Origin of the sequence: Imperialibacter sp., from assembly GCF_040222385.1 — a bacterium.
Classification (GTDB): domain Bacteria; phylum Bacteroidota; class Bacteroidia; order Cytophagales; family Cyclobacteriaceae; genus Imperialibacter.
This window is the reverse complement of record NZ_JAVKDF010000040.1, coordinates 197,575-211,273: the sequence shown is the minus strand read 5'-3', so window position 1 is coordinate 211,273 and position 13,699 is coordinate 197,575. Positions and strand designations below refer to the sequence as shown.

Here is a 13,699-nt window from a genome sequence, read left to right as displayed (position 1 = left end):
TTGCCCGACTTAAGTGTCTGTAATGCTTCCTCGAAAAGTTGCTCCAACTCACTCCGAGGTGGTCTCTTTGATTCCATTTCTGTCATAAGTTCTCATTTTATTTTTACTTATACTTATGACACACTTTTCTGAACAGTCTCCAATTCACTGGTTCCGTTCTGACCAACCAGCCCCTACCTATTCCTCATGATCGTCAAAGCCCCATTGTACTTCCTTTCCGAAGTTGAGAAGGTGATAACGTAGTAGTAAGTGCCGTCCGGCAGGATATCATTCCCTCGAGTGCCACGCCAGTCGTTTTGGTAAGCAGTTTCCTGGAAGACCATAGTGCCAAAGCGATCGAACACCCGCACATTAACATCTCCGAACGTCTCCACATTTCGGATCACCCAGGTGTCGTTCTGGCCATTGCCGTCAGGCGTGAATACGTTGCTGGCCACTATCCTGTAGTCGTCGCTCACGTTCACTGTCACGGTATCTCTGTTTTGGCAGCCAAACTGATCTGTGACCAACAGCTCGTAGTCGGTGGTTTGCAGCGGTGTCGCCCAGGTGGTGGGCACGTTGGAATTGGCCAGGCCATCGATAGGGCTCCACACATAGCTCACGCCGCCACTGCCTGTCAGCAAGGCTGAATAGCCTTTGCTCACGGTGGTGTCGGCTCCAGCATTCGGCTCCGGCAGGGCATAAATAATGACTTGCCGCTGAAAAACGTCTTTGCAGTTGTTGCCTGAGTTGGCAGCCAGCGTAATGGTGTAGACCCCGGCCTCCTCATACAAGTGGGTGGGATTGGAAGAGGCTAAAGTTTGCCCATCCCCAAAATCCCATTCGAAGGTGAGATCACCACTGGCTATTTCTGAGCGGTTGACAGGCTCGATCTCAAATCCATCACACACATTGTCAACCGTAAAATTGGCTACCGGGAAGTCATGAACCACCACCTCTTTTACCACAATGGCTTTGCAGCCAGCTTCTGACTCAGCCAGCAAAGAGGCCTGGTAGCTACCAGGATTGAGGTACTGCTTGCTCGGGCTCACAACAATGGAGTTGGTTTGATCACCAAAATTCCAAAGGTAGCTGGCTATCGCTCCGGATGCCAGCGTCGTTTTGTTCTCAAATGTCGTGGGGGACCCATCGCATACCGGATCAGCAACAAAATCAGGCTTTGGCAAAGGAAAAACCTCCACGGTTTTCTCAAGAACAGTTGTGCATCCGCTGTCAGAGGCTCCTTCCAGCCGTACCGTAAATGCGCCCGCTTCTTCGTATGAGTGAACTGGATTTACTTCATTCGATGTTTTACCATCACCAAAGAACCAGGTGTACAACACTTCGCCAGAAATAATGCTACTGAGATTAGAGAATACCACGGCCTTATCGATACACACATCCTCCATCACAAAGCTGATAAGTGGAAGTGGCGATACGGTGATCTTGGAGGAAAACTGATCTGAGCAACCACTTTCTGCCGTAACCGACAGCGTCACCGTGTATATACCAGCACTGACATAATCGTGGCTTGGACTGATTTCCTCCGAAACAATACCATCGCCAAATTCCCAGCGAAAGCTGACATCTGAACCGGTGGAGGTGTTGTTGAAAATAGCTGAGGCATCTAGGCAGATATTCTCCACGGAGAAGCTCGCCACCGGCTGTTCATACACATCTATTTCGACTAAAAATTCTGAAACGCAATCAAAGCTTGTCGTCGCTGTCAGGCTGATGGCGTAGTGCCCCGGCTCCTCGTACTTGTGAGATGGATTGATGGAGGTAGACTGGGTGCCGTCGCCAAAGTCCCACACATAGGTAAGCGTGCCTGACGACACAGAGCTATTGTTTTTAAAAGTGGACGTCTCCCCAAAGCAAACATTGCCAACTTCGAAAGCGGCGACGGGTTGCGGAAATACCACCACTTGCTTGCTGAAGCTGGCTTCACAATTTTTATCGCTTGTGATAGTCAGGCTGGCCTGAAAAGCGCCTGGTTCTTCAAAAGTATAGCTCGGATCCTGCTCGCTGGAAGTGGCGCCATCTCCGAAGTTCCAGGCAATTTCATCGATTGAACCAAGAGGCAGGGTCGACAAGTTTGAGAAATCCATCGGCTCTCCAAAACAAACATCCTCCTGCGTAAACGACACTTCCGGAACAGCGTTGACCACTGCGGCCAGACTTAGAGAGTCGACGCAACCTGCCTTGCTCGTCACTATCAACTTCACAGGGTAGGTGCCGTAGCTATCATAACCATGCTTGGGAGAAGTCGAGACCGAAGAGGAAGCATCACCAAAGTCCCAAACCTGAGAAGCTACCGTTCCACTGGGCACGGTTGAAGTATTGACAAACTGTGAAGCCAGCCCTTCGCAGACCTCTCCCACGCTGAAAGCTACATTGGGCAAGGCGCTCACTTCTACTTCGAAAGGCAAGGTGAAAATTGCTGTACAAGTGCCGCTTTGCACCTCTGCCCTATAGAATGTCGTCGAAGTTAAATCGGTAAAAGACTGGCTGGTGGTGGTGTTGATAATGTCTGTCCAGGCGGTTCCATCCGGCGACTCCTGCCACCTGAGCACAGCTCCTGTTTGTCCTTTCAAAAGGATTGTCCCTTCATTCGCCTCTCCACACACCAGCGAGGGGCCGCTTAGCTCCCCCGCCACAGTCGCTGGGTCAATCTGTACTTTCACCTTATTGGTGATCTTTTCATCACACACACCACTTTTTATAATGGCTCTGTAGAACGAGGTGGTAAGCAAATTTTCGTAATCCAGGGTTGTGGTGGTATTGACAATGGGTGCCCAGGGTTCCTCGCCAGTGGGCGACGACTCCCAGCGAACCACTAAACCCGTGTTGCCTGACAGTGTGAGTTGGCCTGAATTGGTGCCATAGCAAACAACCGCCGATCCATTCACAAGGCCAGCGACTGTTGCTGGCGACACTTCTATTTCAGCCACGCTTGACGGGCTGCTGCTGCAAACGCCATTTTGCACAATTACCCGGTAGTAAGTAGTGGCTGTCAAATTGTCGAAAGGCATGGAGGCGGCAGTGGAGGCAATGGGTGTCCAGGGGCCGGTTGAGCTGGCGGACGACTGCCATTCTACTACCCCTCCTGTGTAGCCCGATATCTCCAGGGTGGTGGAGTTGGTGCCACTGCAAACAGTGGTGCCACCGCCCAGGGTACCGCCTACGCTAAGCTCGTCAATTTGGACGGTAGCCATAGAGGAGTAGACTCCATCGCAAACTCCGTTTTTGACAAGCGCCCGGAAGTACGTGGTTTGCGCCAGGTCGCTGTAGTCGAGCGATGTGGTGGTATTGTCGATGGTGATCCATTGGTCTACGCCTGTGAGGGACCTTTCCCACCGAACCACATCGCCTGTTTCTCCTGATAAAGTCAATGTATAAACTGCGTCGTCATCTTCGCAGCGGGTAGTGCTCCCCGCCAGTGTGCCACCCACCGAGGTGGCAAATATCTCAACCGTCGTGCTGTGGGTCGCCTCGCAGGTAAAGCTTGAAGTAACTGTCAACTCTACGGTGTAAACACCGGCTGTTGGGTAGGTGTAAGTTGGGTTGGGGTCGGTGGAAAGCGGACTTCCGTCTCCAAAGTCCCACGAGTAGGTAACAGGCCCACTGGTAATAGTGGAAAAGTTGGTGAAGGCGGTGGCCGTGCCGAGGCAGGTATCGTCGACTTCAAAATTAGCCACCGGGTTGGGCCGCACATTGATGATTTGATTGACTACATCCACGCAGTTATTGGCCGAGGTGGCCTCCAGCGTTACTTCGAAGGTGCCCGGGCTGGCGTAGTCGTGCGTGGGGATTGCGTCCGTCGACTGACTTCCGTCGCCGAACGACCAAAGATAGCTCGCAGCATCGGTGCTTGTATTGGTGATGGAAGCAGTCTCTTCAAAGCAATGATCGCTGAAGGTGAAGTTGGCCACAGGTTGTGCAAACACTTCCACCTGTTGGGTGATTAAATCGGTGCAGCCGCCGGCGACTGAGGTCACCAGCAGGCTCACGTCATAAACCCCATCAGAAGCAAAAGTATGGGTGGGGCTGATTTGGCTGGAGGTGGGGGAGCCATCGTCAAAATCCCAGGTGTAAGTAACATTGCCTGACGCAATGGAGGAGTTGTTGGTGAAAACGATGCTTTCACCCAGGCACACATCTCCGGGAAAAGTGAAGTCTGCTATCGGGTCGGGGAAAATTGTGATGGACTTGCTCAGGCTGCTTTCGCAGGCATTGTTGGTGGTGGCAGTGACCGTAACGGTGTAAGTGCCGGCTGCTGCATAATCGTGGGTGGGGTTGATGGAAATAGCGGAGTTGACGATGGTGCCATCGCCGAAGTCCCACTCAAAGTCGGTGATGGTGGAGCCGCCCCCTATGGAGGTAAGGTCAGTAAACGACTGCGTGGTGGACACACAGCGGTCGGCGGCAGTGGCCGTAAAATTAACCGACGCAGTGGGGTGCACTGTCACCGTGGTGGAGAAGTCGTCCTGGTCGCCATTGCTGTCCATCACCCACAGCCTCACCACAAAGTCACCCGCCGATGCATACACATGGCGGGGGCTGGGCACGGTGGAGCTTTGCCCATCGCCAAAATCCCAGGAGTAGAAGGTGATGCTGCCCGACAGTGTGGTGGAACCGTTGACAAAAACGGTCTCCTGGCCTTTGCACACAGGTGCGGCAGTAAAGGTGGCAGTGGGGACTGCCTTTGCTGTCTGCCAACACAGTAGCAGAGCAACCGTGGGTGCCAGTAGTTTTAACTTGGTTAGGTCGATGTACATGGTGGTTTTTTTCCTCAGCCAGCTGGCGTAACCCTACCCCCCTCTGACTCCGTCCGGCCCGTGGGAGAGGGGTTAAGCGGCAAGCTTTCTAATTTTCTATTATTTAGTCCATAGGTCGTTTTTTACATCAATAGGTCTTTACAAACCTGATCGTTTTCGAAATCCTTCCCGCCTGTATGGCCATGATGTAGGTGCCAGGCACCATCCCGTGCATATTAAACTCAATGAGCTCCTCTATTCCGACGAATTCGTACTCCGCTATTTTGAGCCCGCTTAGGTTGAATACTTGTACCAGTACGGGTGCTTCGTCGCTCAGCTCCAGGTCAATTTTCACCACATCTTCTGCCGGGTTGGGGTACAGATTGCTCCGGTAAAGCTCCAGCAGCCTCACCTTGTCGGTGGCTGGCTCCGACGGCCTGAACTCCAGCACCTTCAGCAGCTTCTCCTCCGTGTCGGAGCAAACTCCATTTGATACAGTCAGGCTCACCGTGTAGTCTGCTGGCCGGTAATAGATATAAGAAGGGTTGGCCCTCACGGACGAAAACCCATCGCCGAAGGTCCATTTGAAGGAAAGTGGCTCGGGTTCGGTCAGCTGCACAAAATGCACCTCTTCCTCCACACTTACTTCACTTGGTATCAAGAAGCTGGCCTTTATTTTTTGGGTGGTTTCCTTCACTTCCACCACGTCTGTTTCAGCGCAGCCGTCTGTTGCGGTTACCTGTAAGTAGTAGGTGCCAGGCTCGGTTGGGTAAATGACCTGATCGGTTGAGGTATAGCCAGTATTCGATGTCCAAACGTAGGAAACATTGGCAACGCCAGCATCCAGAAAGAACTCCTCAGGAGAGCAAATCAATGCCTCGGCCGCCAGATTGAGCCCCAGGGTTGGTTTGACGGTTACGTTGATTTTGTCACTGTTTTCACAGCCGAACTCGTTGGTTACAGTAACCGAATATGTTCCTGTGACACCGACAGCTTTAAACCTGGTGTCAGACAAGTCATTCCATCTATAACCTGCCTGAACTCCCGCATCCACCTCAACCGTTTCGCCATAGCAAAGCACAACATCCGGCCCCAGGTCAACTATAGGGTTAGGTCTGATAACTACGCTGGTGGTATCTGCATTCACGCAGCCATTGCGGTCTGAAATTTTGAGCCAGTAGGTATCACTTTCTGTAATCTTTATGTTTTTTCCGGTGCTGCCTGTTGACCATAAGAACTCACTCCTGATATTATCTACCCCGAGGAGCAGGCTTTCGCACTCTTCATATTCATCGGCGAACGCCAGGGTAGGAAGCTCATTGACCGTGACTTTAATCTCTTCATAGAAAGTGCAGCCTTTTGGGCTGGTGAGTGTGACACCGTAAGTGCCCGAGGAAGTGACAGCAAGCAGAGGGTCGGTGGAGCCATTGCTCCATTTATAGCTACTGGCTATGTCTGACGAGGCGTCAAGTGTTAGAGGCTCTCCCTTACACAATACTATATCGTCGCCCAGTGAGATCACGGGCCTGGGGTAAACGATCAGGTTGACGGTGTCCCTGTGAATGCACAAGTCGTTGCTGATGGTTTCCACCCAGTAGGTGCCGGTCTCGCTGGCAGTTATTGTAGGGCTTGTATGCCCTGTCGACCACAAATAGCTGGCGGCACTGATCATTGGATCAAGCACTTCTTCTCCACAGGCCTCCCGGTCTTCGCCCAGGTCTGGCAGCTCCGATTCGAGCAGCGCAACCTCAACGGCACCCGATACAGCGCAGCCATTCGTATTGGTGACCCTAACGGTATAAGTGCCACTTTGGGTGGCTAAATATGTGCGATTGGAAGAGTTATTTTGCCATTTATAAGTACTGCCCGGGTTACCGGCATCCAGCAGGTAAGTGGATTCACAGGTTTCGATGGAAGCAGGAAGATTGAGCGATGGTCCTTCGTTGACGACTATTTCTTTTGTTTGGGTTCTCTCGCACGAAGCATCCGTGGAAGCAGTCAATGTAACGAAATAGCGTCCTTTTGTTTGGTAGCTATGGGTCGGCTGAAAAGCTTCAGAAGTATTGCCATCGCCAAAGTTCCACAGGTAAGAAACGTCGCTGAGGTTCCCGGCATACGAAGTGGAGTTTGTGAATGTTAGCTGTTCGTCCTCACATACGTTTTTGAACACAAAGTTCGGCTTCGGAGAAGGTTTCACAGCCACCAGCTTGCTCACTTCTGTTTTGCAACCTGCAGCATTAGTGGCCACTAGCGTGACCTGGTAGGTATTGGCTACACTGAAAACCTTGTCAGGTTGGCTATTGGCTGATTGCGTGCCGTCGCCAAACGACCAAAGGTAGTTCAAAGTGCCGGTGTCGTTGGATAATACGGGCTCAAAGCTAATGGCATCACCCTCGCATTGGCCTGTAAAAGCAATGTCCACTTCGGGTGACTCGAGGAACGTCACGAGGATATTGTCTTCGACCCAACAGTTGCCTACACTTACCCGAACGGTGTAAGTGCCATTTTGGGTAACGCTAATGCTTTGGCTGGTCTGGCCTGTCGACCATAGGAATTGGGCACCCGGGTTTTTCGCATTAAGTGTAACCACCTTCCCTGCGCAAGCTGTAATGTCTCCGCCCAACTCCACAGAAGGCAGTGGAGATACAGTGATAAACACCTCGTCTGAGTCGGTACAACCATTTTGATCCACAAAAGAAATGCTATATAAGCCGGTGGTGGCAACATTGATCTTTCTGGTGGTTTCCCCTGTTGACCAGGCATAGGTGCCATTAGGGAAAGCCCCTGCATCAAGGGTCACAGGGCCGCAAACTTCCCTGTCTAAGCCCAAATCAATTTGAACGGGGCTGTTGAGAGTCACAGTTGTTTCGTCGGTTAACAGGCAACCATTTGGGGTCGTCACTTCAATGCCTATGGCCATGTTTAAGGTTACGACATAGGTTTGGTCGGTACCAAGTGTACTTCCTGAGCCGACATCGTACCATCTGTAGGTAGCGCCAGGGCTGCCAGCGTCAAGAACAAGCTGGTTACCGCAGGTAACGGAAGTAGCAGCCAGGTCAAGGTCAGGTGCGGGGTAGATTTCGATTTGCTTCAAAAATTCTTCCGAGCACTTTCCGGCAGTGACTTTAAGCGTTACATCAAATAAACCGGCTTCGTCGAAGGTGTGGAAAGGGCTTTCTTCTGTGGAGGTGGTGCCATCGCCAAAAGTCCAGAGATAAGTAACAGGAGAAGCGGTGCTTGTTGAGGTGTTGGTAAAGCCAACTGAAGTTCCCTGGCAGGCATTTTCTGCGTCAAATGAAACGGCAGGAGGAGCATCTACCACAATGCCCCTGGTGAATGTGTCGCTGCATCCGTTTTGCGTTTCCACTTCGAGGGTAACTGTATAGCTACCCGATGAAGCGTAGGTAGTGGAAGGATTTGAGGTATCGGCTGTTTCTCCGTTGCCAAAATCCCACTGACGGGCAACAACAGGATCGCTGGCTGTCATGGAAAATGAAATATCTGTAAAGGATACCTCTTCCCCTTCGCAAACCTGGAGGCCGCTGGCCAAAAAGCCGGCTTCGGGTGCTGGCAGCAGGCTAACGGAAACAGCATCGGAAACTGAACAGGTGCCTGCCTCCACTGTTAAGCGGTACTGCCCCGCTTCGGTTACTTCAAGGGTAGGATCATAGCCCAGTTCGTCGCCCGAGGCCAGGTTTACCCACACGTAAGAGTCTCCGCTAATATTGGAAGCAAGCGTGGCGGCTTCACCCTGGCAAACAAGGACGTCATCTCCCAGGTCAAGCACGGGCACATCGTCGATGGTAATAATTACATTGTCTGAATAGGAACAGGACGGGGTCATGGTGTCGCTGCTGGGTGAGTAGGTGATAGTCACGCTGTAGTTGCCGGACTCGGTCACTAGCAGATTGGAGCCGATTTCGGCTATTGGGCTGCCATCCTTTGTCCATTCATAGTGTACCGCACCGGTGGGGGGCACCGAAGAAGGCGTTGCATCCAGCACGGTGCTTTCGCACACTGTTCGGTTGGCCCCCAGGTCGCCGGGGTCGACAATATAGACCGGGATGGAGAAAGACGCCTCGCAGTTCTGGGGATCGTCCGTGGTCAACACGGCCTTGTATGAACCGGATTCGGTTACCTCTAATTGATCCCCAAAGGCTATTGCCTGCTCAAAGTCAGGGTGTTTGTACCAAGTAAAGGATGTGCCTGCCGGAAGATAGACGGTGGCGTCTGCCGATGGGTCGATAGTAAAACTGCCGGAGCAGCTCAGGGCGGAAGGGCCCAAGTTGAACGAGGGTCTTTGGAAGACTTCCACTGTTTTTTCGACAGACGACTCACAATTATAAGAGGAAGTGGCGGTAAGGGTTACCGGATAGCTGCCGAAGGTGGGGTAATCATGTGTATGGACCGAATCCTTATTAGCCGAAGACTGAGTATCACCATAATCCCAGGAGAGGTTTGCTATTTCGTCAGTTTGGATATCGGACTTATTGTAAAAAGTTGTGGGAGCACCATCGCAAGCATTGTTGAATGCAAAGTCGACTTGTGGATAGGGGTGCGTCCACAATGATTGCCGAAAATCATTGATGCACAGGTCGCTGGAAATTCTGGTCAGTCTAATGTAGTGTTCTCTGGGGTCAGCAAAGGAATGGGAGACGATGTCCTTACTGATCAGAGTATCGAGCGCCGAAGCGTCATCAAAATCCCAAACGTACCTCATGCTACGTCCACCTTCTATATCTGAGTTATTGACAAAATCAACATCCACACCGGTACAAATATGCTCCAGAGACAACTCGTCGAATTCCATGTGAAAATCGCCGGACGGGGCAGGGTGGATGGTGAGGTTTAGTGTGTCTGAAAAAACGCAACCGTAGTCATAAGAAGTTACTTCCAATACAACCTGACGTATCACTGTGTCTTTTGAATATACATACTCCCGTATAGGCGACTTTTCGCTAGAAAGGCTATCGTCTCCATAATCCCACATGTAGGAGATTGGACTACCATCGTCAATTGTGCTTTCATTGGCAAAAAGAATATCAATTCCTTCACAGACTTCGAGAATGGGGCTTTCTTCAACTTCGAAATGAAATTTTGGAACAGGCCTTGGATCAACCTGAATAGTTTTTTTAACTGAGTTTTTGCAGCCATGTCCCGGCTCTGTAGCTATTAAAGTGACCTCCATTGCCCCATAGCCAGAGTAAGTATGTTCAACATTGATGTCCCCGCCTGAGTTTCCATCTCCAAATTCCCAATTGTAGGACATTCCGGCGGAGTCTAGTGTTGCGCCGTCAAAATTTTCGTAGTGGCTGTAATTAGAAAACGCAATGGCCTCCAGCTGACACGCTTCCCGGGTAGCCGTGGCTGATAAATCCTCAAAATCAAAGTCAGGAATAGGCAATGCATTCACTCTTACCGTTTTCGAAAAAACAGTGCTGCTGCAACCAAATCTATTTTCTGTTATCAAGGTTACCGCAAACTTTCCTGTGTCAGAAAAAACATGGGTTGGTTCCTCAAGCGTGCTGGTAATGTCGTTATCCTTGAAGTCCCAATACCATGCAACAAGGTCGAAGTCGGCACCTGATCCGACGGGTAGAGACTGTTTTATAAATTGCACCGTTGCACCATAACACGATTGACCGTTTTCCGGTGAGTGGGAGAAGTCAGCTATTGGCAGGGGTAAAACGTCAATTGTATATTCAATTTCTCGCTCGCAGCCCCTATTGTTTCGTTCAAAAAGGGTGATTTTTGCACCATCAGTTAACGGGTCGGTCAGATCAAAAATGTAAGTGTCTACGGAAGAGGATGGTATTACCACTCCGTTGACGATCCAGTGATGGTAGTCTGCGGTTGAACTTAAATCTAACACACCTCCATAGCACACCTTGATTGTGGTATTGTTTTCCTCAATTAGAGCGGATTCATTGTTTGAGGTTGGAACAGCTTTGGGTTTATGGTCGTTGTCACAAATTTCTGCGACTACGATGTAGTTTGTGGAATTTGCGTTAAATACTACATTATCATTTGTAATGCTGCTTGCGTCGGATGACACTACTGCGTCAAGCATGAGCCAAGACGCACCGTTGTCTTCTGATGTATAAACGGCTAATTCCTCTGCATGCTCTTTTAGTGAGTTCATCTCATCAGTGACATTAAAAAAGTTAAATGTCATTTTATCAAAAATGCCTGCTTCCTCTCCGAACGTTAGTTCAAAGTATTTGAGAATGGTGGTGTCGTTAGCCACATCAAATTTTTTAATACCCGCCGGTATATGATGCCTAGTTATTCCCACATTAGCAGCGGATTGCGATCCTGTTGACACAAGCAGACCCATTCCTGCCATGTTATAATCTGTGACGTCGGTATTTATACTAGGAAGAGTGGTGCTAATAGACCCTTCGCCGGTGAATCTTGAGGCAGAGAATTCGTTCTTTAAAGTTCCGCCGTCTTTAAGAAAAACTTTGCTGTTTTCCAGCTTAATATTGCCCGATTCGAACGTTAACGTGTCCCCGAATAATATTCTCTGACTAGCTCGCAATATGAACACCCCCGAGGGTTTGGCTATGATTGGGTTCGATAGAAATGTTTCTTCGGCTGAACTGATCGAAAGGGTTTGATCGCCATTTCCGGAAATGCGTGGAGTTTCAGTTGGAATAGAGTCTGCAGCGGGAGTAGCAATAAGAGTGGTAGATCCCAGATTGCTAATATTTCCGTTTATAATTAAAGTCCCATACAGTTTAAGCTTTCCATCGCCATATGTAGAATTGTCGGTGTAGTTGCCAGGTATAAAAAAAGTGGCGTCAGGTTGAATTTCGATGGGTATATTCTGGTTGGCTACTGACACTTGAGCTTTACCGGAATAACTTAGTAAAAGGCTAAGCAACATCGACAATAAGTACCTGTTAATGGCGAAACACTTTCCATAGACACATGACGATATAATGATGGCTCTTCTCATCGACCCCCCCATTCAACTGTCTTAGAAATAATCACCTTGCCTGGGATGGAATAAGCCCGCACCTGGTAGACATAAGCTTCTTTTTTCAAGTCTTTGTCAATAAAATTGGTTGAAGCAACTAGCCCGGTGATTGGCTTTATCGACTTCTCGGTTTCACCTCTGAATACTATGTAGCCCCTGATGAGCTTTGGATCGATTTCGTTCCATTCTAAGCGATTGGCCTTTTTCCTTTTCTGACTTTTGAGCTTTAGGGTCAGTCTGGCTTCCACCACTTGTTCTTCGTGCCTGAGTGCGTACGCAGCGGTCGAAAGCGCAGAAACATTACCGGATGAATCAACTGCTACTAACCTATATTGATATTCCTGGTTTCCATTGGTAGTGCGGTCGATAAATCTAAAGGAGTTTTTTGCAATGAGCGCTTGATTGACCTGTGTGCCGTCAAGATTGACAGAATCAAATCTGTACAATTGATAACCAGCCAAGTCCTCTTCAACGTTGCGAGTCCAGTTGATCACAATGCCTTCGTCAGAATAGCCAACTTGACTGATTACAGGGCTTTCTGGTGGGACTACGTCCGGTAAAACCGCCGTGGCAACTTCCGATCTTTTGCTTCTGTTGTAGGATGTGTCTATGGCCACCAAGAAGTAAAAAAATTCATTCTTGACATTTTTTGGAAGCCGCTGCTCATAGTAGTTTGTATCTAGCGGCTCGGCATTTAACAAAACATAATGATCAGGATCGTTTTGGTCAATAGTTCTGTATAGCAAATATCCCTTAAGATCGGGTTCATCATTTTCTAGCCAGGTTAAATAGAACCGACCGGTGTCGGACTTAATGGCCAAATCTAGCGGTTGTGAAGGGGGAAACACGTCCTGAGCATCAACAAAAGCCATTTCAGACAACGACTTATTACCCGTGTGATCCTCTGCCTCAACTCGATAGTAATAAGGCCCTGGATTCTGAAGAGTTTCACTGTAAGAGCTTCTTTCGGCCGGAATCAAGTCGGCATTAACGGGGACAAATTCCCCTTCGCTTTTTGGGCTTCGATAGATGTTGTAGCCTTTGAGATCTTCTGTGTCTTCCTGCTCCCATTGAAGTAGCACTCTTAGGGAATCCGCCCTTCCCGATAGATTTAAAGGTGGAGGAGGCGGAGTTACGTCATCTACTGTAATGTTTACCCGGCTGGATGGCTGACTCATTTCTCCGAAATAGTCAATACCTTCTATATAGTAGGAATAACTAGCCCCCTCTATGCTTCCACGTCTTTTAAACATTGGTTTCGGAAAAACCAATACGCCCGAGCTGTCGGGTTGCATACTGAGCATCAGCGGTTGATTGTTTAGCCTGTTTGTCGATCCGATTGAATCAGTCTCATAAAGATTATATGCATAATACAAATTGAGGTCTTGGATCCAATTGAAATTGATTACCCTGCCTTCCTGATAGGCTTCCAAGTCCTGAACCCCTAAGGTTTGTCGATAATTTCCTGCTTCAATGACGCTGGACTCCCCCAAAACCGTTTCTTGAGACCCAGTTAAAATGGTGATTTTGTACTGGTAGGATTTCCCTTGAAGCACTTCATTGTCTTTGAAATAGATGCCCAGGAACCTGGCAAACTCATTGCTTTCAAAGCTCTTTAGTAAGATGTTCAGTTTTAAGAAATCATCCTCAAGCTCTTCAGGTGAAGCTTGATTCAGTGCATCAATAAAAAAGTCCAACTCTTCATCTTGCTCAATAAGTGAGGTTGGCAGGCTTTGAAGCTTACTTACGGGCTTTGGCGACACAAGCCGCCACTCAACTAAGTTGGCGTCCCTCCTGTACACATTGAATTCCTTCCCAAAAAGTGAAAGTGCATGGTACCATTTTAGTTCGATACTTAAGTTTCCGGCTGAATTTGCAGGGTGATTTCTTGCAAAAACGAATGAATCTTGTCCATTACAGTTGCAGAAAATCATAGAGAAAAAAATTACAGCAATAGTTTTTTGCCTGCACATTATTAGAA

Annotated in this window: 3 protein-coding genes; all 3 read right to left on the bottom strand. The window is 49.2% G+C overall.

Annotated features, from left to right (window positions below):
- Positions 1–173 precede the first annotated feature (173 nt).
- On the bottom strand, positions 174–4,757 hold the full coding sequence (locus tag RIG68_RS22030) for a PKD domain-containing protein (protein WP_350127333.1): 4,584 nt from the start codon (positions 4,755–4,757) through the stop codon (positions 174–176).
- 127 nt (positions 4,758–4,884) lie between these two features.
- Positions 4,885–11,697, bottom strand: coding sequence for a PKD domain-containing protein (locus RIG68_RS22025; RefSeq protein WP_350127330.1), 6,813 nt, complete (start codon positions 11,695–11,697; stop codon positions 4,885–4,887).
- Positions 11,694–13,652, bottom strand: a complete 1,959-nt coding sequence (locus RIG68_RS22020) for a fibronectin type III domain-containing protein (RefSeq protein WP_350127328.1) — start codon at positions 13,650–13,652, stop codon at positions 11,694–11,696. The genes RIG68_RS22025 and RIG68_RS22020 overlap by 4 nt, the downstream gene beginning before the upstream one ends.
- Positions 13,653–13,699: the final 47 nt, after the last annotated feature.

What these genes read in the sequence shown, in the direction of transcription:
- RIG68_RS22030 (WP_350127333.1), bottom strand. Translation starts at nt 4,757, where the DNA reads ATGTACATCGACCTAACCAAGTTAAAACTACTGGCACCCACGGTTGCT.
- RIG68_RS22025 (WP_350127330.1), bottom strand. Translation starts at nt 11,697, where the DNA reads ATGAGAAGAGCCATCATTATATCGTCATGTGTCTATGGAAAGTGTTTC.
- RIG68_RS22020 (WP_350127328.1), bottom strand. Translation starts at nt 13,652, where the DNA reads ATGATTTTCTGCAACTGTAATGGACAAGATTCATTCGTTTTTGCAAGA.